Consider the following 19,899-nt stretch of genomic DNA (forward strand, 5'->3'; position numbering starts at 1 on the left):
GGCTGCCGCTTTTTGAGATCGGTCGGGGACAGGCCGGTCGGCATTCGCCGGCTGTCTCGATCACGGGCGCCAGCGCGCTCTCATGCCGGTATCCGCGCGCAGCCAGGTCCGGCCGAACACGTCCAGCCGAAGCAGGGGCACCATGCTTGCCTTCACCATACGCCGCCTTGTCCAGGCCATCCTGGTCATGCTCGTGGTGGCACTGATTTCCTTCACCCTGTTCCGCTTCGTCGGTGACCCCGTCAACCAGATGGTCGGCGTCGAGACGACACCGGAACAGCGCGAGGCCCTGCGCGAGCGGCTCGGGCTGAACGATCCGATGCTGACCCAGTTCGGACGCTTCATTGTCAATGCGGCGCAGTTCGACTTCGGCACCTCCTACCAGTTCCGCCAGCCCGTCGCCGAACTGATCGGCCGTCGCCTGCCCGCCACGCTGGAACTGTCCATCGTCTCGGCGATCTTCGCCCTCTTCGTCGGCATACCGATGGGCGTCTATACCGGGCTTCACCGGGACAGCATCCTGTCGAAACTGTTCCTGTCGATCTCCCTGATCGGCATCTCGCTGCCGACCTTCTTCATCGGCATCCTTCTGATCTTCCTGTTCTCGGTCACCTTGCAATGGTTGCCCAGTTTCGGCCGCGGCGACGTCGTCCAGCTGGGCTGGTGGTCGACCGGCCTGCTCACATGGGGCGGCATCAAGGCGCTGATCCTGCCGGCCATCACGCTCGGCCTGTTCCAGATGACCCTGATCATGCGTCTGGTGCGTTCGGAAATGCTGGAGGTGATCCGCACGGACTACATCAAGTTCGCCCGCGCCCGCGGCCTGCGCCAGCGCAGCGTCAACTTCCGCCACGCATTGAAGAACACGCTCGTTCCCGTGATCACCATCACCGGCCTGCAACTTGGCTCCATCATCGCCTTCGCGATCATCACCGAAACGGTGTTCCAGTGGCCTGGCATGGGCCTTCTGTTCCTGCAGTCGGTGCAGAATGTCGATATCCCGATCATGGCCGCCTACCTGATGCTGATCGCCTTCCTGTTCGTGACCATCAACCTGATCGTCGACCTGCTCTATTTCCAGGTCGACCCGCGCCTGCGCGCCGAGCGCGCGACGCACTAGGAGCCGCCCATGACACCCGCCACCGGAGAGGAAGCCAAGGAACCCGTGCCGGCCGGCCCGGTTCCGCGCGGCATGCTCGCGCGCTTCCTCGACAGCGACATCCTCCACTCCTTCCTGCGCTCCAAGATCACGATCGTCTCGGCCATCGTGACGCTTGTCTTCTTCGTCGGCGCCGCCTTCGCACCCTGGCTTGCCCCGCACAACCCCTTCGACCTCGCCAGCATCTCGATCCTCGATGCCCGGGTGCCGCCGATCGGCATGGAATATTACGATCCGCGTTTCCTGCTCGGCACGGACGACCAGGGACGGGACATCTTTTCCGGCATTCTCTACGGCGCCCGCATCTCCCTGGCGGTCGGTTTCCTGTCGGTTCTGTTCGCCGCCGTCGTTGGCGTGCTGCTCGGGCTGATCGCCGGCTATGTCGGCGGCAGGGTCGACGCCATCATCATGCGCGTCGCGGAGGTCCAGCTCACCTTCCCCGCGATCCTGATCGCGCTGCTTGTCGACGGCGTCGCCCGCGCCCTGTTCGGCAATCTCGACCGCGAGCGTTTCGCCTTCTGGATCCTTGTCTTCTCCATCGCGCTGTCCTTCTGGGTGCAGTTCGCCCGAACCGTGCGCGGCTCGACCCTGGTCGAGCGCAACAAGGAATATGTCCAGGCGGCCCGCCTGATCGGCATCCCTCCCTTCCTGATCATGGTCCGGCATGTGCTGCCCAACGTGATCGGGCCGGTTCTGGTCATCGCCACGATCAATCTCGGCCTCGCCATCATCACCGAGGCGACGCTCTCCTTCCTCGGTGTCGGCATTCCCCCGACGCAGCCCTCGCTCGGCACGCTGGTGCGGATCGGCAACGATTTCCTGTTCTCCGGCGAATGGTGGATCGCGATGTTCCCCGGATGCGCGCTTGCCGTCCTGGTGCTCGCCGTGAACCTGCTTGGCGACTGGCTGCGCGACGCGCTCAATCCGAAGCTGCGCTGACATGAACACGAAGCGAAACGGCGGAAAATGACCCAGCCCCCCCTGCTCTCCGTGAAGGACCTGCGCGTCGAGTTCCCGACGCGGCGCGGCATCCTCACCGCCATCGACGGCATTTCCTTCGACCTGCGCGAAGGCGAGGTGCTCGGTGTCGTCGGCGAATCCGGCGCCGGCAAGTCGATCACCGGCACGGCCGTCATCGGCCTTCTGGAGCCTCCCGGGCGCATCGCCGGCGGCGAGATCCGCCTCAAGGGCGAACGCATCGACAACCTCTCCCAGCCGGCCATGCGCAAGCTGCGCGGCAAGCGCATCGGCATGGTCTTCCAGGACCCGCTGACGAGCCTCAATCCGCTCTTCACCATCGGCGACCAGATCATCGAGACGATCCTCACGCATCTGCCGGTGTCGGAGCGCGAGGCGCGCGACCGGGCCGTCGCGCTGCTCGAGGAGGTTGGCATCCCGGCCGCCGGCCAGCGCCTGACCGCCTATCCGCACCAGTTTTCCGGCGGCATGCGCCAGCGCGTCGTCATCGCGCTGGCGCTGTGCGCCGAACCGGAACTCGTCATCGCCGACGAACCGACCACGGCGCTCGACGTCTCCGTCCAGGCGCAGATCATCCGCCTGCTGCAGCGCATCTGCCGCGACCATGGCACGGCCGTCATGCTGATCACCCACGACATGGGCGTGATCGCCGAAACCGCCGACCGGGTCGCCGTGATGTATTCCGGCCGGATCGCCGAGATCGGACCCGTTCGCGACGTCATCAAGTCGCCAAGCCACCCCTACACGATCGGCCTGATGGGGGCGATTCCCTCCCTCACCGGCGATCACGAGCGGCTCACCCAGATCCCCGGCTCCATGCCAAGGCTCGATTCGATCCCCACGGGCTGTGCCTTCAACCCGCGCTGCTCGCTGGTCATGGACCGGTGCAGGGCCGAGCGCCCCCAGTTGATCGCCGCCGGCGAAAGCCAGGCCGCGTGCTGGAAACTCCTTGAAACCGAAAGGGCGGCCGGATGACGAGCGCCAGCACCACCGAAGCGTCCGCGGTCGTCGAGGTCACCGCCCTGTCGCGAACCTTCGACGTCTCCAAGCCCTGGCTGAACCGGGTGCTGGAACGCTCGCCCAGGGCCTTCCTCAAGGCGGCGCAGGAGATCTCCTTCTCGATCGACCGCGGCGAGACCTTCGCCCTTGTCGGCGAATCCGGTTCCGGCAAGTCCACCGTCGCCAAGATGGTGGTCGGACTGCTGGAGGCCAGTTCCGGCGAGATCCGCATCGAGGGCGTCGACATGCGCTCGCGCAAGCAGTCGGGCGTGGAAATGCGCGACCTGCGTCGGCGCATCCAGATGATCTTCCAGGATCCCTACGCAAGCCTCAACCCGCGATGGCGGGTCGACCGGATCATCGCCGAGCCGATCCGGGCTTTCGCCCTGGAGAAATCGGAACAGGCGATTTCCGCCCGTGTCGGGGAACTGCTCGAGCTCGTCCGCCTGCATCCGCGCGACGGCGCCAAGTATCCGCACGAGTTCTCCGGCGGCCAGCGCCAGCGCATCTGCATCGCGCGTGCGCTTGCCTCAAAGCCCGAATTCCTCGTTTGCGACGAACCGACCTCCGCGCTCGATGTCTCGGTCCAGGCGCAGATCCTCAACCTGATGAAGGACCTGCAGGACGAGTTCCAGCTTACCTATCTCTTCATCAGCCACGACCTCGCCGTCGTTCGCCACATGGCCCGGCGCATCGGCGTCATGTATCTCGGCCGGCTGGTCGAGGTCGCGGAAAGCCGCGACCTCTTCCGCAATCCGCGCCATCCCTATACCCGCATGCTGCTCGCCGCGATCCCCGACCTGGAGATGACCGGACAGCCCCGCCGCGCGGTGGAGGGAGAGATCCCCAACCCGATCAGCCCGCCGACCGGATGCGCCTTCCATCCCCGTTGCCCGCTCGCCAACGCGCGCTGCGCAAGCGAGTTGCCCGTCTTCCGCAACGACGGCGGAATGGGCGTTGCCTGCCACGCGGTCGAGGAAGGCCGCACGGCGCCCTGAGCGCCCACCGCCGGAAAGGCCCGCCGGAAGGACCCGGGCAGAGAACCGGCAGACCGGCAAGGCAAACCGGCAGGCCGGGGCACAAGTGCGGCGAGCAGGGCGCTCTACAGCTGTCCGCCTACGCGCAAGGCCGCGGAAGCTGAACCCAGCCAGGTGTGGACGTTCCTGTCCCAGCACCAGCCCAGGCGCGGACGGCCTTTGCTGAACCAGATGGACGGTACGCGCTGATCGCCCGCTTTCCGCGAGCCGGGCATTTGAATGCAGTTGAAGTTTTTCTTGTCCGTCAACAGCTCCGGATGTTGGATCGCGAGCGCGACCCCCTCCTCCATGGTCAGGGGCGTTCTGCCCCGTCGTCTGATGATCGCCAGCGCCTCCTCCGGACTGACGTTCAGGAGATCGCGGCCGGTGTCGATGTCGAGCAGGAGATAAAGTTCACCTCCAGGAAGCTGAATTCCGTCAATCGCCTGAAAAGCATCGGGCGACAGGGGCGTCATTTCCACGACGCCTGTCGCGGATTTTGCTTCGATCCGCGCCATCGCACCCGAAAGGTTCACAAGGCCGGGACGAAAGGCGATGCATAGCGGGACATTGCCCGAGACCGGGATCTCCCCGGCAGAGCCGGGCGATGAAGCCAGCCGTTGCACTCTCGACAGGAAATCCTCTTCTGCAAAACCACATAGCTCGTGAAATCCATTGTCCAGAAGCGTCTTCGCCTGGCGTTCGAGACAGGCGCTCCGTTGGAGAAGGGACATTATGGCTGCGCTCCTGGGATGGCATCAAACGGGGTCAAGGCACCGGGTTCCTCCTCTATTTAAGGGGCCCAACCGGGAATTCACGTTGCCATTTTGTTCCATCTCGCAAGATCGCCCTCGTACCGGCATCCTTCGCAGCTCCCGCATGCGGCGCGCGAAGCCCGGATCATGCGACCCTCCGGTTTCCGAAGAACCCCGGGATAACCGGGCCGATGCCTAGCCGATGCCTGGCCCCGAGGGGCTGCTCTGGATCGCCCCCCTTTCCGAAGGGTTTTCCAACGCGCGTGACCTGCCGCCGCCGTCGGACGGCGAGCGGATCAGCCCTCTGGTCGCCCTTCACCTCGGGACCAGGTATTTCCGGCCTTGACCTTCCATTGACTGGAAGGCCTATCTCCTGCTCTGGAGTTGATCAGGGCATGTCCGGCAGCGGCCGGACCCCCGCACCGGAGATCCGTCAAATGTCACAGGCAACGCTCCAGGCCGGCGCCCCCGCAGGCGCTCCTGGCCAGGCCACCGAGCCCCCGCGCGACGGCGCCGTCTTCCATCTCGATGTCGGAGGCATGACCTGCGCCGCGTGTTCGGCACGCATCGAGAAGGTGCTGGCGCGCAAGCCCGGCATCCTGCGCGCCTCGGTGAACCTGCCGCTTGAAACCGCGCTGGTGGAAACCGACGGCAGTCTCGGGGCCGCCGAAATCGTCGCCGCCATCGAGGCGACCGGTTACACCGCCAGCGAGCGGCCGACCGGCTGGCAGCAGGAAAAGCGCCGGCAGGACGAGAACGAGGCACGCGCCCGGTCGCAGGAGCGCCGCACACTCATGCTGCTGGTGCTCTCCGCCCTGCTGTCCGTACCGATGGTCGCCGGCATGGTCGGCGCGCCCTTCGGCGTGATGCTGATGCCGCCGGCCTGGCTCCAGGCGGTTCTGGCCGGCATCGTCCAGGTCCTTGTCGGCCGCCGCTTCTATATCGGTGCCTGGAAGGCGCTGGCGAATGGCGGCGCCAACATGGACGTGCTCGTCGTGCTGGGCACGACGGCAGCCTATGGCTACAGCCTCGCGCTGACCGTGCTGGCCTGGCCCGAGGCCCCCGGCCATCTCTATTTCGAGGCTTCGGCCGTGATCCTCACGCTGATCCTGTTCGGCAAGCTGCTGGAGGCGCGGGCCAAGCGCACCACGACAGCGGCGGTCCGCGCGCTCAGCGACCTGCGGCCGCAGGTGGCCCACCGCCTGACCGGCGACACGCTGGAAACGGTTCCCGTCGAGCATCTCTTCCCCGGCGACCATATCGTGGTGAAGCCGGGCGAGCGTGTTCCGGTCGACGGCACCGTGCTTGCCGGCGAAAGCGAGGTCGACGAGGCGCTGCTGACCGGCGAAAGCCTGCCTGTCGCCAAGACCGCCGGCAGCCCGGTGATCGGCGGCACCGTCAACGGATCCGGCTCGCTCACGCTCGAGGCCACCGCGCTTGGCGGCGACAGCAAGCTTGCCGCCATCATCCGCCTCGTCGAGGCGGCGCAAGGGTCAAAGGCGCCGGTCCAGAAGCTCGTCGATCAGGTCTCGGCGGTGTTCGTGCCGGTCGTTGTCGTCGTCGCCATCGCCACCTTTGTCGGCTGGTGGCTCACCGGCGCCAGCCTCGATGCGACCGTCGGCGCGGCGGTCGCCGTCCTCGTCATCGCCTGCCCCTGTGCGCTTGGCCTGGCCACCCCGACGGCGCTCGTCGCGGGAACGGGTGCGGCGGCCCGTGCCGGCATTCTCATTCGCGACATCGAGGCCCTGGAGGTCGCCCACAAGGTGGACACGGTGGTCTTCGACAAGACCGGCACGCTGACGCTGGGCGCGCCCCGGGTCACCGACATCCGCGCCTTCGACAGCAATCCGGACCGGATCCTGCGGATCGCCGCGACCGCCCAGCAGCCCAGCGAGCACCCGCTGGCCTCGGCCATCGTCGGGGAGGCACGCAAGCGCGGCCTGCAGGTCTCCCAGCCTTCGTCCTTCCGCGCCGTTCCCGGACAGGGCATCATCGCGGAAATCGCCGGGGAAACCGTCCTGATCGGCAACCAGCGCCTGCTCGAGGCCCATGGCATAGACACGTTCCTGACCCGTCAGATCGCACGTGAATTCGAGGCCGACGGCAAGACCTGCGCCAGCATCGTCGTCGCCGGGCGCGCCGTCGGCGTCATCGCCATGGCCGACATGGTACGCGAGGAGACACCGGAAGCCGTGGCCCGGCTGCGCGAGCTCGGCATCGAAAGCGTCATGCTCACCGGTGACACGGAAGCGGTCGCCCGCACCGTGGCCGACCGGGTCGGCATCGCCCGCGTCATTGCCGGGGTTCCCCCGGAAGGCAAGTCGGAAACGGTTGCCGAGCTCATCTCGCAGGGCCGTGTCGTCGCCATGGTCGGCGACGGCGTCAACGACGCGCCGGCCCTTGCGGGGGCCAGCATCGGCATCGCGATGGGCTCCGGCGCGGAAGTGGCGATGGAGACCGCCGGCATCACCCTGATGCGGTCCCGGCCCGACCTTGTCGCCGATGCGATCGGCATCTCCAGGGCAACGGCGCGGAAGATCCGGCAGAACCTCTTCTGGGCCTTCGTCTACAACGTGGTCGGCATTCCGCTCGCCGCGTTCGGCCTCCTGACCCCCGCCTTTGCCGGCGCCGCCATGGCGCTGTCCTCGGTGTCGGTCGTCACCAATGCCGCGCTTCTGCGACGCTGGAAGGCCAGGGCGAGCTGACAGGCGATACGGAAGCGAAGGGCAATCGGGCCAAAGGAAAACGGTCATTGACGGGCCGGATCTTGTATTACAAATAAAGGACCCAGCCACGAGCCCGGAGACAGGAATGACCGCCAGAGACCCGAAAGCCCTTCGTTCCCGCGCCTGGTTCGACAATCCCGACGATCCCGGGATGACGGCGCTCTACATCGAGCGCTACCTGAACTACGGCCTGACCCGCGAGGAACTGCAGTCGGGCAAGCCGATCATCGGCATCGCCCAGACCGGCTCGGATCTCTCCCCTTGCAACCGCCATCACATCGAGCTGGCGAAACGCGTGCGCGAGGGCATCCGGGAAGCCGGCGGCATCTGTTTCGAATTCCCCGTCCATCCGATCCAGGAGACCGGCAAGCGGCCGACCGCCTCGCTCGACCGCAACCTTGCCTATCTCGGCCTTGTGGAACTTCTCTACGGCTATCCCATCGACGGCGTCGTTCTCACCATCGGTTGCGACAAGACCACGCCTGCCTGCCTGATGGCGGCGGCGACCGTCAACATTCCCGCCATCGCCCTGTCGGTCGGCCCGATGCTGAACGGCTGGCACCGGGGCGAACGCACCGGCTCGGGCACCATCGTGTGGAAGGCGCGCGAGATGCTGGCCGCCGGCGAGATCGACTATGCCGGCTTCATGGATCTCGTCGCCTCCTCCGCCCCGTCGGTCGGCTATTGCAACACGATGGGCACCGCGACGACCATGAACTCGCTGGCCGAGGTGCTTGGCATGCAGCTGCCGGGCTCGGCCGCCATACCCGCCACATATCGCGAACGCGCGCAGATGTCCTACCAGACCGGCCTCAGGATCGTCGACATGGTCTGGGAGGACCTGCGCCCGTCCGACATCATGACCCGCGAGGCCTTCGAGAATGCCATCGTCGTGAACTCCGCCATCGGCGGCTCGACCAATGCCCCGGTTCATCTCAATGCCGTCGCCAGCCATCTCGGCGTGCCGCTCGACAATGACGACTGGCAGCGCATCGGCCATCACGTCCCGCTGATCGTCAACATGCAGCCGGCGGGCGAATATCTGGGCGAGGACTATCATCATGCCGGCGGCGTACCGGCCGTTGTCGCGGAGCTGATGAAGGCGGACATGCTGCCCCATCCGCAGGCCCTGACGGTCAACGGCCGCAGCATCGGCGACAATTGCAGCACAGCGGAAAATCTCGACACCCGCGTCATCCGGCCGGTTAGCGAGCCGATGGTCGACAAGGCCGGCTTCCTCAACCTGAAGGGCAATCTCTTCGACAGCGCGATCATGAAGACCAGCGTCATCTCGAAGGAATTCCGCGACCGCTACCTGTCCAACCCGAACGATCCCGAGGCCTTCGAGGGCCGCGCCATCGTCTTCGAGGGGCCTGAGGACTATCATCACCGCATTGACGATCCGGCGCTCGAGATCGACGAGCACTGCCTGCTGTTCATTCGCGGCACCGGCCCGATCGGCTATCCGGGCGGTGCCGAAGTCGTCAACATGCAGCCGCCGGCAGCCCTCATCAAGCGCGGCATTCACGCCATGCCCTGCATCGGCGACGGGCGCCAGTCCGGCACGTCCGGTTCCGCCTCGATCCTCAACGCGGCCCCGGAAGCTGCCGCCGGCGGCGGGCTTGCCTTGCTCAAGACGGGCGACCGGGTGCGCATCGACCTGAAAGCCTGCACCGCGAACATCCTGATCAGCGACGCGGAACTTGCCGGACGGCGGGCCGCGCTCGAGGCGAGCGGCGGCTTCCCCTATCCCGCCCACCAGACCCCCTGGCAGGAAATCCAGCGGGCCCTCGTCGACCAGTTCGACAAGGGCATGGTGCTGAAGCCGGCGGTCGCCTATCGCGACGTCTCCCGCACGAAGGGCACGCCGCGCGACAACCACTAGGGCGTGAACTCATGATTCTGGCGAGAACCGGCATGAGCCCACGCCCTGACCCGGTGGATTTCCCGCAAGGTCGATCTTGACGGTTACGTAAGCGTCATGCTTTCTGGGGGCCGGCCTGCCGGACGGATCCGGCGACAGGGAGACATGACATGAGCCTGAACGAACTGACCGAGGCGGTGCGCGGCAAGGTGGCCGGCGGCGGCATCTCCGACAGCGTGAAATTCGACTGCGGCGATGCCGGCGTGATCTTTGTCCAGGGATCGGACGTCACCAACGAGGACAAGGACGCCGACTGCACCATCACCATCTCGCAGGAGAACCTCGCCGATCTCCTCGCCGGCGAGTTGAACCCGACGATGGCGTTCATGTCCGGCAAGATCAAGGTCGCCGGCGACATGAGCGTCGCCATGAAGCTCGGCAGCATCGTCTGATGCCGACCGGTCCCGCGGCATGTCCGCAAGGTGACCCCGGAACAATGTCCGACATGAAAAGACCCCGGCAATGCCTCGCATCGCCGGGGTCTTTCTTTGCGGGAGCCCGCAAGATGTGCGGGCTGAACGTCAGCCTGTCCGCGTGACGATCTCCGGACCCATCAGCCAGTAGGGCAGCCAGGTCGACAGTGCCGGCACATAGGTCACCAGGATCAGGAAGATGAACAGGATCACGACGAAGGGCGCTGCCGCCTTGACGACCTGGATCAGGCTCATCCCTGTTATTCCCGATGTGACGAACAGGTTGAGGCCGATCGGCGGCGTGATCATGCCGATCTCCATGTTCACCACCATGATGATGCCGAGATGGATCGGGTCGACGCCCAGCGCCATGCCGATCGGGAACACCACCGGAGCGACGATCAAGAGCAGGCCCGAGGGCTCCATGAACTGGCCGCCGATCAGGAGCAGGACGTTGACCGCGATCAGGAAGGTGAACCAGGTGAAGCCCGCGCCGATCATCCAGTCGGTGATCGCCTGCGGAATGCGTTCCGCCGTCAGCGTATGGGCGAAGAGCAGCGCGTTGACGATGATGAACATCAGCATGATCGTCGTCTTCGCCGCATCGACGAGCGCCTTGCGGGTATCCGCATGGACACAGGCGGGGAAGAAATACACCACCGTCAGCCACAGGTTCCGGCCGACGGCGGTCGCAACGCTCTCCCCGTCCCTGCGCATCGGCACGCCCTTCAGCGGCCCCATGTCGCGATAGATGAAGATCGCGATCAGGTAGGCATAGACGGCGGCAACGGATGCGGCCTCCGTCGGCGTGAAGATGCCGCCATAAATGCCGCCCAGGATGATGATGATGAGCAACAGGCCGAACGCCGCTTCGCCCGCCGCAGAGCCCATCTCGCCCAGACCGGCGAAGGGCTGCTTCGGCATGTTCTTGATGCGGGCGTTCACATAGATCGCGATCATCAGCATCAGGCCGGCGACCAGGCCGGGAATGACGCCGGCCAGGAACATGCGACCGACCGAGACATCCGTCGCTGCCGCATAGACGACCATGACGATCGACGGCGGGATGAGGATGCCGAGCGTGCCCGCATTGGCGATCACGCCGGCCGCGAATTCCTTGGTGTAGCCCACCTGCCGCATGCCGGCGATGGCGATCGTGCCGATCGCGACCACGGTTGCCGGCGAGGAGCCGGAAAGCGCGGCAAAGAGCATGCAGGAAAACACCGCGGCAATGGCCATGCCGCCGCGCAGATGGCCGACGCAGGCGATCGCGAAACGGATGATGCGCCGCGCGACGCCGCCCGTCGACATGAAGGTCGAGGCGAGGATGAAGAACGGGATCGCAAGCAATGTGTAGTTCTGCGAGGCCGTGAACAGCTGCAGCGCCACCGAGGACATGGAGTCCTGCGAGAAGAATGCGATCGTGAGAATGCTGGACAGGCCCAGCGAGATGGAAATCGGGACGCCGAGAAACAGCAGCCCGAGAACCATGATGAACAGAACACCGGCTTCCATGGCTGCCTCTTAGTCTTTCAGGACGTCTTTGTTTTCGGCGACAAGCTCTTCCGCTTCATGGGCGGCGATCATCATCTCGCGTTCTCCGCGAATGATCTGCAGGGCCGCCTGGATGCAGCGAAATGCAAACAGCGCCAGGCCCACGGGCAGGATCAGATAGGCGATCCAGCGCTGGACACGCTCCTTGGTGCCGAACATCTCCTGAATGAGCTCGGGATAGCGCAGGTCGTCGAGACCGATGCCGATCTTGAACATGCGCGACCAGTAGTCGATCGCCCCGCCGCGCGTCTCGATGCCGAAGATCTGCAGCCAGTCGGCATAAAGCAGGATCACCGCATAGGCGACGCCGCACAGCGCCCCGAAGACCGCGATCGCCCTGAACACCGGCGCCGGAAACAGCCGGATGACCGCATCGACGCCAAGATGGGCGCCGATCTTCACGCCGTAGCTCATGCCGAACAGGATCAGCCAGGCGAACAGGATGCGAGTGAACTCAAGGGCTCCGGTCCAGCCGGAATTGAAGCCGTAGCGGGCCACCACCTGCGTGAAGGAGACGATGGTCATCGCGGCGAGCAGGAACGCGATCACGTTCTCCTCGAAGCGCGTGACCCAGTTGTCGACGCGTTGCATCGCTTCCCCCCAATTTTTCTCTTTTGTCGGGAACATTCCAAAGGCCGGATCGGGCATGGCCCCGGCGATCTGCGCCGTCGGCCACGCCCGATCCTGTCACCCCGTCATGGCTCCCGGAGGACGCCCGCCTGCGGCGGTGTCTTCCGGGAAAGCCCTTGCCTCGGTCAGCTTGCGCTGTTCGAAGCCTGCGCCGCCTCGATCAGGTCCTCGCCGATGTCGCCGCGGAACTTGTCCCAGACCGGCTTCATGGCATCGCCCCAGGCCTTGCGCTGCTCGGCGGTCAGAACGCGGATCTCGCTGCCCGCGTCGAGGATCTTCTGCCGGTTGGCCGCTTCCTTGCTCGCGACCTCGGCGTTGGCCGCCATCGTGACCTCGTTGACGATGGTCAGGAACTGCTCGCGCACGTCGGCATCGAGACCGTTCAGCCACTCGTCGGACGTCACCAGCAGATAGGCGAGAAGCTGGTGGTTGGTCTCGGTGATGCCGTCCTGCACCTCGAAGAACTTCTGCGTGTAGATGTTCGACCAGGAGTTCTCCTGACCGTCGACCACACCCGTCTGCAGCGCGCCGTAGACTTCCTTGAAGGCGAGCTTCTGGGCATTGGCACCCATGGCCGAGATCATCGCCTCGGCAACATCGGAGGTCTGGATGCGGAACTTCAGCCCGGCGGCGTCGCTCGGCACCAGCAGCGGCTTGTTGGCCGAGAACTGCTTCATGCCCGAGCTCCAGTAGCCAAGGCCGACGAACCCGACATCGGTCATCGAGTTGAGCAGGCCCTTGCCGGCGTCGGAGACGGCGAAGCGGTCGATCGACGACAGGTCGTTGAACAGGAACGGCAGGTCGAAGAGGCGGTACTTGAGCGTGTAGGCCTCGAACTTCGACAGCGACGGGGCAGCCAGCTGAACGTCGCCGAGCAGCAGCGCTTCCATGACCTTGTCGTCATCGAAAAGCTGGGAGTTCGGGAACACCTGCATGCAGGCCTTGCCGTTCATCTCCTCGTTGACGCGATTGGCGAGCAGCGTCGCGGCATCGCCCTTGGGATGACCGGTCGCAGCCACCACGTGGCTGAACTTGATGACCATCTCGCCATCGTCGCAGTCGGCAAGCGCCGGAGCGGAGAATGCGAAACATGCGGCCGCGACTGCGGCCGTTGCGAACTTCTTCATGGATGTCCTCCCAGACATGATTGGCCGGGCGCAACGCGCGCGGCAATGGGGTCCGGCAAGGCGCCGGACCAGTCGCGTCAAAATGATAGCAACAGTCGTGCCACGTGCTCCGAACATGGGCAAAGCGGCGCGTTTCAAGGCATCCGCCAGTATCGCCGATCCGGTCATCCATGTCGAATGGGTAGATTCCGACCCATCAATGCACGGCAATGGGTGGAGGACGACACATAGGCCGCGCCGATGGCGGCTATATGTCGGCCGCGCCCCCGTCCTCGACGGACGCCCCGTCGCGCTCCAGCCCGTGCCGGCGGATTTTCTCGTAGAGCGCCTTGCGGGACAGGCCGAGCCCCTCGTAGGTCGCCTTCAGGCTGCCCTCGTTGCGGGCGAGCTCTTCGGCGATCACCGCCTTCTCATAGGCCGCCACACGCTCCGACAGGCTCCGCCCGACTTCCGCCTCCAGCGGGTCGAGCGCTTCCAGCCCGAGCACGAACCGGTCGGCCACATTGCGCAACTCGCGCACGTTTCCCGGCCAGTCGCGCGCCATCAGCGTCGCGATATAGGTGGTGCTCGCGTCGGGAATTTCCCGCCGGTAGCGGGCCCGTGCCTCGCGCGTCAGATGGTGGAACAGCAACGGGATGTCTTCCTTGCGGGCCCTGAGCGGCGGGATTTCCAGCGTGACGACATTGAGCCTGTAGAACAGGTCCTTGCGGAAACGGCCGCTGTTTCCCGCCGCTTCCAGGTCCTCCTTGGTCGCCGCCAGGAAGCGGACGTCGAGCGGGATCGAGGCGTTGGACCCGAGCCGCTCGATGCTGCGCGTCTCGATCACCCGGAGCAGCTTGACCTGCAGGTCGAGCGGCATCGACTCGATCTCGTCGAGAAACACCGTCCCGCCATGGGCATGCTCCAGCTTGCCGATCCGCTGGCGCGCGGCGCCGGTGAAGGCGCCCTTCTCGTGCCCGAACAGCTCCGATTCGATGATCTCCGCCGGCAACCCGCCGCAATTGAGCGCAACGAAGGGCCCGTTGCGCCTGTGGCCTTCCTCGTGCAGGGCCCGCGCCACCACCTCCTTGCCGGCGCCTGTCTCGCCGATGATCAGCACGTCCGCATCCGTACCGGCAAGCGCCCCCACCAGACTGCGCAGCCGCTCCATCGGCGGCGAACGGCCGACGAGGCGGCCCTCCATTCCCGAACGGTCGGCAAGCTGCTCGCGCAAGGCCCGGTTTTCCAGCACCAGCCGGCGCTTTTCCAGCGCCCGCTCGATGACCGTCGAAAGGCGGTTCACCGGAAACGGCTTCTCGATGAAATCATAGGCGCCCGCGCGCATCGCCTGGACGGCGAGCGGCACGTCGCCGTGGCCGGTGATCAGGATCACCGGCAGCGCGGCGTCGATCTCCAGCGCCTTGCGCATCAGTTCCAGCCCGTCGCTCTGCGGCATCCGGATATCGGTGACCAGAACGCCGTAGAAATCGCGGCCCAGATGCCCGACGACGCCGGAGGCTCCGGAAAAAGTCGAGACGCAATGCCCGGCGAGCTCCAGTCCCTCGCTCAGCGCCTCGCGCAGATCCGGCTCGTCGTCGACCAGCAGTACCCTTGCCTTGTCCATGAAAGTCTCGTCCCCCCAAGGGCGCGTCGCCGGACCGGATGCCCTCTCGGCGGGACCGCCTCGCTACTGCGCGGCGTCGCTCAGGCCCTGGACGAGCGGCAGCCTTACCGTGAAGACCGCGCCGCCGCCCTCCGCCGCACCGACGCTCAGGCTTCCGGAAAAATCGTGGACGATCTTGTAGGCGATCGAAAGCCCGAGGCCCAGCCCCTTGCCGACATCCTTGGTGGTGAAGAACGGATCGAAGACCTTGCCGAGCAGTTCGTCGGCAACGCCCGGCCCGTTGTCGCGCACCTCGATCACCGCCTGCCCCGCCTCCATGCGTGTCGTGATGGTGACGACGCCGTCGCCGCGATCCTCCACCGCATCGAGCGCGTTGGCGGCAAGGTTGAGCACCACCTGCTCCAGCCGCACATGCCCGCCGATCACCTGCAGCGCCCCGTCGAGATGCCTCGCCTCCAGGCGCGCGCCGCCGTGCTTGACGCGTGGCGACAGGAGCATCACCGTCTCGTCGATCACCGGCTTCAGCGCCGTCGCCTTCAGGTCCGTGCCCGCCCGCCGGCTGAAGCCTTTCAACACGCGGGAGATCTCCGCCATGCGCTCGACCATCGCGATGATCCGGTCGAGCCCGGCCTCGACCCGCTCGCCCATGCCGCGCTCCAGGAACAGCTTGGCATTGTCGGCATTCGAACGGATCGCGGCGAGCGGCTGGTTGAACTCGTGCGAAAGCGCCGCCGACATCTGGCCGAGCGTCGCCATTTTCGCCGCCTGCACCAGATCGGCCTGCATGTGGCGCAGCTCCGCTTCCGCCGCCTCGCGCTCGGCAACCTCGCGCGCCAGGCGTGCGTTCGCCTCCGAAAGATCGCGTGTGCGCGTGCGCACCTTGCGCTCCAGCCGGAGTGCGGAAAGCCGGTCCTCGCGCATGCGCCGCATGACGGCGACCCGGCGGTCGGCCGCCACCCAGGCCACGCCGCTCAAAAGCAGGCAGACCAGAACCGCGATCGCCGCGACCTTGTTACCCTGCGAGCGCGCATCGGCGGTATCGGCAAAGGCTGCGATGCGCCAGTCGAGGACCGGCAATGTGCGGGCCATCATCAGATAGGGCCCCTTGCCGGGCGCGTCCTTGAAGGTGACATAGGTCGCGTCGGTGGCCGCCGCCGCCGCTCCGTCGCCGGTCTGCGGCACCCGCGCGCGGCCCTGGCGCTCCAGCCGCGCCGCCGCCCGGTGTCCGCGCCATGCCGGGCGATTGGTGGCGACGATCTCGCCGGCCTCGTCGATCGCCAGGATCGGGGCCGGGCTGAGCGCCCAGGCCTGCTCCACCTCCGCCAGGCTGACCCGCACGAGGACCACGCCGATCACGTCCGGCCCGGCCCGAACCGCCGAGGCGAAGACATAGCTGCCCGGCGCGCCGCCCGTGCCGCGCCGATAGGCGCGTCCGAGCCTGCCCTGCAGGGCCTCGGTCAGCGGCACCGGTCCGACCGCCTCCCTGCCGCCGGGTTCGGGGCGCGGCGCAAGATGGCTGGACGCCACTACTTCGCCGCGCGTGTCGAGGAAGGCAACCTCTCGAGCGCCCGCCATGCCGGCCGCGATCGCCGCCACGCGTTCCCCGGCGGCGCGGTCCCCGTCAAGGATGATGTCACGAATGTCGGGCCGCAGCGCCAGCAGCGGCGGCAGCAGGCGGAACTTGTCCAGTTGCCGCTCCAGTGTCGCCGACTGCACGGAGAGCAGGGCCTGCGCCCGGGTCGCGACTTCGGCCGCGAAGAGACGGGTCGCCAGTTCCCAGGTGACCCACCCGATCCCGGCCGTAACGGGCAAGGCAAGGCACAACACCAGCACGTGCAGGGTGTTGCGCTGCGCCTTGCGAAAATATGTCCTCATGCCACCATCCAACGGCGATCGATGCGAAGGCGTTTTCCCCCGCGTCGTCGGCCGATCCTAGCCGCACCGGCTTTCGCGCACAAATGCGCGAGGGCGACGTCAGGCTCGCCGGTCGGCCCGTATCATTTCGGCGGCCTTCTCGGCGATCATCATCGTCGGCGCCGCGGTGTTGCCCGAAGTGATCGTCGGCATCACCGAGGCATCGGCGACGCGCAAGCCCGCCAGACCGCGCAGCCTCAGCCGGGCATCGACAACGGCCTGGTCGTCCGCCCCCATCCGGCAGGTCCCCGCCGGATGGAAGATGGTCGTGCCGATGTCGCCCGCCGCCCGGGCCAGGTCCTCGTCGCTGCGCACCAGCGGGCCGGGAAGGTGTTCCACCGGCGCATGGCGGCTCATCGTGTCGGCGGCCATGATCCGGCGGGTCAGCCGGATGCTGTCCGCGGCAACCTTGCGGTCCGCTTCCGCCGACAGGTAGTTCGGCCGGATCTCGGGATGCGCCATCGGATCGCGCGAGGCAAGGTGCACCGACCCCCGGCTTTCGGGCCTGAGGTTGCAGACGCTGAGCGTAATCGCCGGGAAGGAATGCAGCGGATCGCCGAACTTGTCGAGCGACAGCGGCTGCACGTGATACTCGATATTGGCCGTCTCGAAGGCGGGATCGGAGCGTGCGAAGACGCCAAGCTGCGAGGGCGCCATCGACATCGGGCCCGAGCGCGACAAGGCGTAACGGGCCGCGATCTTCGCCTTGCCCCAGAGATTGGCGGCAAGCTGGTTCAGCGTCACCGCGCCGCTGACCTTGAACACCGTGCGGATCTGCAGGTGATCCTGCAGGTTCCGGCCCACTTGCGGGCTTTCGACAAGCGTGTCGATGCCGTGGCGGGCGAGCATCTGCGGGTCGCCGATGCCGGACAGCTCAAGCAGATGCGGGGAGCCGATCGCCCCGGCGGAGAGCACCACCTCGCCGGCGACGCGCACCCGTGCAGGCGCTCCGTCAACCGTCAGCTCGAGACCGCTTGCCCGTCCCTCCTCGACGACCAGGCGGGAGACCTGGGCCCGGGTCACAACCTTGAGGTTTTGCCGGCTCATGACCGGTTTCAGGTATCCCTTGGCGGCCGTCCAGCGGACACCGCCGCGCTGGGTGACCTGAAAATAAGACGAGCCGAAATTGTCGCCGCGGTTGAAATCGTCCACCTTGGGAATGCCGACTTCCTCGCAGGCATCGCGCACCGCATCGAGAATGTCCCAGGACAGCCGCTGCTCCTCGACCCGGCATTCGCCGCCCTGCCCGTGCATCTCGTCGGAAAGCGCATAATGATCCTCGGCCCGGCGGAACAGCGGCAGCACGTCGTCCCAGCCCCAGCCGGGAAGGCCCGCCTGCCGCCAGCCGTCATAGTCGCGCGCCTGGCCGCGCATGTAGATCATGCCGTTGATGGACGAACATCCGCCGAGCACCCGGCCGCGCGGATAGGCGAGCGCCCGGCCGTTGAGGCCCGCTTCCGGTGCCGTCCGGAAACCCCAGTCGGTGCGCGGGTTGCCCATGCAGTAGAGGTAACCGACCGGGATGTGGATCCAGATGTAGTCGTCCTTGCCACCCGCCTCCAGCAACAGGACCTTGACCTGCGGATCGGCGGAAAGCCGGTTCGCCAGCACACAGCCGGCAGAGCCCGCACCCACGATCACGTAGTCCCACTCGCCCAGGTCCTGCATATCCCCTCCGCTCCAGGCCAATCCGGAGCGGAACGATGCCTGCTGGCGGTGTCAAAGGCAAGCCGCGGCAGCCGCCCTCAGGCACCGGCCTCCAGAACGGCCCGGTCGACTTCCTCCACAAGCCCGGGCTCCAGCCCGAGGCGCGCGGCCAGCATCTGCAGATAGGCGCGCTCGGCCGGGTGGTCGGGATCGACCGCAAGCCGCGAGGCGGCATAGACTTCGAGCGCAGCTTCCGGGCTCTTTGCGCCGGCAACGACCCGGTCGATGTCGAGCGGCGCGCGCAACTCGTCCATGACGAAGGCTTTCGCTTCGCTGTCGAGGGACAGCTGGTCGAGACGGTCGAAGATCCTCGCCTGCTCGTCGGCGTCGATATGGCCGTCGGCCTTCGCGGCCGAGATCATCGCGGTCAGCAATGTCAGCGCGAAGGCATTTTCGCCGCCCGGCTGGCGTTCCGGTGCAAAGGGAGAATCCGACGGTGGCGGCAGGACGGGTTCAGCTGCCGGAGCCTGCCGGGGCTCCGCCTGGCCGCGCGACCCCTGATAATCCTGATAGGCCTTGTAGGCGAGACCGGCGACCACCGCCATCCCGCCATAGGTCAACGCCGTCTTGCCAAGCTTGCGGCCGCCCTTGGTGCCGAGCAGCAGCCCGGCAAGGCCGCCGGCCAGGGCGCCGCCGGCAAGGCCGCCGGAATTCGAGCGCAGGTAATCCTTTCCGCGCGCCATCATGTCGCCGGACCCGCCGGACCCGCCCGGGCCGGACCCCGGCCCCATGAACTCTTCAAGCAGCTTGCGCGCGTCGAACATCGTCACGTCTCTCCGTTCCCGTGGCAATTCGTCAGGAAGCGCCTGACACGAGGAAGGAAGTGGGAAGTGCCGCCGAAAAGTGCAAGCGTCTCAGCGCACGGCCTCGGCGAAGGGAAGCCTGTTGTCGTCCTTCAGCGTTTCCATGGCGATCGAGGAACGCACATTGCGCACCGCGTCGTGCGGCAGGAGTTCGTCATTGATGAAGCGCGACAGGGCGGCCAGATCGGTCACAGCCACCTTCAGCATGTAGTCCATGTCCCCGGTCAGGACATGCGCCTCCTGCACCTCCGGCAACGCCCGCACCAGGTCGCGGAAGCGGCGGGCATTCTGGCGGCTATGGGCGTTGAGCGCGACGCCGACAAAGGCAACCACCGTGAAACCGACCGCCGCGGGGTCGATATCGGCCCGGTAGCGGCGAACGATGCCGACCTCCTCCAGCCGCTGCCGCCGCCGCGACACCTGCGAGGCGGACAGGCCGATCCGCTCGCCCAGCTGCTGGTTGGTGATCGACGCATCGTCCTGCAGGCAGGCCAGGAGTTTCAGGTCGAAAGGATCGAACTCCGTCATTTTGTGCAACTTTCACCAATTTTCCGCATGAATCATGCATTGGATAGCGAAACTTCATCCATT

16 protein-coding genes are annotated in these 19,899 nt (G+C 66.5%); 7 read left to right on the forward strand and 9 right to left on the reverse strand.

Annotation, left to right across the window (positions count from 1 at the left end; all coding sequences use genetic code 11):
- The first annotated feature begins 142 nt into the window (after window positions 1-142).
- From ACQY46_RS01400 to ACQY46_RS01415, 4 genes are read left to right on the forward strand one after another with little or no spacing between them, the layout of a single operon-like run.
- Complete coding sequence (locus tag ACQY46_RS01400; RefSeq protein ID WP_428698539.1) at window positions 143-1,120, forward strand: ABC transporter permease; 978 nt, start codon at window positions 143-145, stop codon at window positions 1,118-1,120.
- 9 nt (window positions 1,121-1,129) lie between these two features.
- Window positions 1,130-2,098 carry an ABC transporter permease gene (locus ACQY46_RS01405; RefSeq protein WP_428698540.1) on the forward strand — a complete coding sequence of 323 codons (969 nt, stop codon included), beginning with the start codon at window positions 1,130-1,132 and terminating at the stop codon, window positions 2,096-2,098.
- A gap of 27 nt (window positions 2,099-2,125) precedes the next feature.
- Window positions 2,126-3,112 (forward strand): ABC transporter ATP-binding protein, encoded by a 987-nt coding sequence (locus ACQY46_RS01410; protein ID WP_428698541.1) that lies wholly within the window; start codon window positions 2,126-2,128, stop codon window positions 3,110-3,112.
- On the forward strand, window positions 3,109-4,134 hold the full coding sequence (locus ACQY46_RS01415) for an ABC transporter ATP-binding protein (protein ID WP_428698542.1): 1,026 nt from the start codon (window positions 3,109-3,111) through the stop codon (window positions 4,132-4,134). The genes ACQY46_RS01410 and ACQY46_RS01415 overlap by 4 nt, the downstream gene beginning before the upstream one ends.
- A gap of 104 nt (window positions 4,135-4,238) precedes the next feature.
- Here the strand turns inward: ACQY46_RS01415 and ACQY46_RS01420 are convergent, their stop codons facing one another.
- A complete protein-coding gene (locus tag ACQY46_RS01420; RefSeq protein ID WP_428698543.1) occupies window positions 4,239-4,886 on the reverse strand; it encodes a DUF5701 family protein in 648 nt (215 codons plus the stop codon).
- A 458-nt stretch (window positions 4,887-5,344) separates the two neighbouring features.
- Here ACQY46_RS01420 and ACQY46_RS01425 point away from each other — a divergent pair, with 458 nt between their 5' ends.
- The 3 genes from ACQY46_RS01425 (at window position 5,345) to ACQY46_RS01435 (ending at window position 9,949) form a co-directional block, all read left to right on the forward strand.
- The gene (locus ACQY46_RS01425) at window positions 5,345-7,612 is read left to right on the forward strand and encodes a heavy metal translocating P-type ATPase (protein ID WP_428698544.1); all 2,268 of its coding nucleotides are present in this window, start codon (window positions 5,345-5,347) and stop codon (window positions 7,610-7,612) included.
- A gap of 106 nt (window positions 7,613-7,718) precedes the next feature.
- A complete protein-coding gene (locus ACQY46_RS01430) occupies window positions 7,719-9,518 on the forward strand; it encodes an IlvD/Edd family dehydratase (RefSeq protein WP_428698545.1) in 1,800 nt (599 codons plus the stop codon).
- A 149-nt stretch (window positions 9,519-9,667) separates the two neighbouring features.
- Window positions 9,668-9,949: an SCP2 sterol-binding domain-containing protein gene (locus tag ACQY46_RS01435; RefSeq protein WP_428698546.1), complete on the forward strand. Its 282-nt coding sequence runs from the start codon at window positions 9,668-9,670 to the stop codon at window positions 9,947-9,949.
- Between the two features lie 129 nt (window positions 9,950-10,078).
- Here the strand turns inward: ACQY46_RS01435 and ACQY46_RS01440 are convergent, their stop codons facing one another.
- The 8 genes from ACQY46_RS01440 to ACQY46_RS01475 all read right to left on the reverse strand — a co-directional run bounded on the left by ACQY46_RS01440 (window position 10,079) and on the right by ACQY46_RS01475 (window position 19,836).
- Complete coding sequence (locus tag ACQY46_RS01440) at window positions 10,079-11,485, reverse strand: TRAP transporter large permease (RefSeq protein WP_428698547.1); 1,407 nt, start codon at window positions 11,483-11,485, stop codon at window positions 10,079-10,081.
- A 9-nt stretch (window positions 11,486-11,494) separates the two neighbouring features.
- Window positions 11,495-12,115 carry a TRAP transporter small permease gene (locus ACQY46_RS01445; RefSeq protein ID WP_428698548.1) on the reverse strand — a complete coding sequence of 207 codons (621 nt, stop codon included), beginning with the start codon at window positions 12,113-12,115 and terminating at the stop codon, window positions 11,495-11,497.
- Window positions 12,116-12,279: 164 nt separating this feature from the next.
- The gene (locus tag ACQY46_RS01450; RefSeq protein ID WP_428698549.1) at window positions 12,280-13,281 is read right to left on the reverse strand and encodes a DctP family TRAP transporter solute-binding subunit; all 1,002 of its coding nucleotides are present in this window, start codon (window positions 13,279-13,281) and stop codon (window positions 12,280-12,282) included.
- Window positions 13,282-13,528: 247 nt separating this feature from the next.
- Entirely contained in the window at window positions 13,529-14,884 is a 1,356-nt protein-coding gene (locus ACQY46_RS01455; RefSeq protein WP_428698550.1) for a sigma-54-dependent transcriptional regulator, read from the reverse strand.
- A 63-nt stretch (window positions 14,885-14,947) separates the two neighbouring features.
- The gene (locus tag ACQY46_RS01460) at window positions 14,948-16,759 is read right to left on the reverse strand and encodes a sensor histidine kinase (protein ID WP_428698551.1); all 1,812 of its coding nucleotides are present in this window, start codon (window positions 16,757-16,759) and stop codon (window positions 14,948-14,950) included.
- A gap of 99 nt (window positions 16,760-16,858) precedes the next feature.
- Complete coding sequence (locus tag ACQY46_RS01465; protein ID WP_428698552.1) at window positions 16,859-18,466, reverse strand: GMC family oxidoreductase; 1,608 nt, start codon at window positions 18,464-18,466, stop codon at window positions 16,859-16,861.
- Between the two features lie 77 nt (window positions 18,467-18,543).
- Entirely contained in the window at window positions 18,544-19,269 is a 726-nt protein-coding gene (locus ACQY46_RS01470) for a tellurite resistance TerB family protein (RefSeq protein ID WP_428700385.1), read from the reverse strand.
- Between the two features lie 90 nt (window positions 19,270-19,359).
- On the reverse strand, window positions 19,360-19,836 hold the full coding sequence (locus tag ACQY46_RS01475; protein WP_428698553.1) for an Lrp/AsnC family transcriptional regulator: 477 nt from the start codon (window positions 19,834-19,836) through the stop codon (window positions 19,360-19,362).
- Between the last annotated feature and the right edge of the window lie 63 nt (window positions 19,837-19,899).

The organism is Stappia sp., from assembly GCF_965276915.1.
Classification (GTDB): Bacteria; Pseudomonadota; Alphaproteobacteria; order Rhizobiales; family Stappiaceae; genus Stappia.

Bases quoted from the DNA above. Each gene is read 5' to 3' on its own strand.
- ACQY46_RS01400 (WP_428698539.1), top strand. From the start codon at position 143: ATGCTTGCCTTCACCATACGCCGCCTTGTCCAGGCCATCCTGGTCATG.
- ACQY46_RS01405 (WP_428698540.1), top strand. From the start codon at position 1,130: ATGACACCCGCCACCGGAGAGGAAGCCAAGGAACCCGTGCCGGCCGGC.
- ACQY46_RS01460 (WP_428698551.1), bottom strand. From the start codon at position 16,759: ATGAGGACATATTTTCGCAAGGCGCAGCGCAACACCCTGCACGTGCTG.
- ACQY46_RS01420 (WP_428698543.1), bottom strand. From the start codon at position 4,886: ATGTCCCTTCTCCAACGGAGCGCCTGTCTCGAACGCCAGGCGAAGACG.
- ACQY46_RS01435 (WP_428698546.1), top strand. From the start codon at position 9,668: ATGAGCCTGAACGAACTGACCGAGGCGGTGCGCGGCAAGGTGGCCGGC.
- ACQY46_RS01430 (WP_428698545.1), top strand. From the start codon at position 7,719: ATGACCGCCAGAGACCCGAAAGCCCTTCGTTCCCGCGCCTGGTTCGAC.
- ACQY46_RS01440 (WP_428698547.1), bottom strand. From the start codon at position 11,485: ATGGAAGCCGGTGTTCTGTTCATCATGGTTCTCGGGCTGCTGTTTCTC.
- ACQY46_RS01475 (WP_428698553.1), bottom strand. From the start codon at position 19,836: ATGACGGAGTTCGATCCTTTCGACCTGAAACTCCTGGCCTGCCTGCAG.
- ACQY46_RS01445 (WP_428698548.1), bottom strand. From the start codon at position 12,115: ATGCAACGCGTCGACAACTGGGTCACGCGCTTCGAGGAGAACGTGATC.
- ACQY46_RS01425 (WP_428698544.1), top strand. From the start codon at position 5,345: ATGTCACAGGCAACGCTCCAGGCCGGCGCCCCCGCAGGCGCTCCTGGC.
- ACQY46_RS01465 (WP_428698552.1), bottom strand. From the start codon at position 18,466: ATGCAGGACCTGGGCGAGTGGGACTACGTGATCGTGGGTGCGGGCTCT.
- ACQY46_RS01470 (WP_428700385.1), bottom strand. From the start codon at position 19,269: ATGTTCGACGCGCGCAAGCTGCTTGAAGAGTTCATGGGGCCGGGGTCC.
- ACQY46_RS01450 (WP_428698549.1), bottom strand. From the start codon at position 13,281: ATGAAGAAGTTCGCAACGGCCGCAGTCGCGGCCGCATGTTTCGCATTC.
- ACQY46_RS01415 (WP_428698542.1), top strand. From the start codon at position 3,109: ATGACGAGCGCCAGCACCACCGAAGCGTCCGCGGTCGTCGAGGTCACC.
- ACQY46_RS01410 (WP_428698541.1), top strand. From the start codon at position 2,126: ATGACCCAGCCCCCCCTGCTCTCCGTGAAGGACCTGCGCGTCGAGTTC.
- ACQY46_RS01455 (WP_428698550.1), bottom strand. From the start codon at position 14,884: ATGGACAAGGCAAGGGTACTGCTGGTCGACGACGAGCCGGATCTGCGC.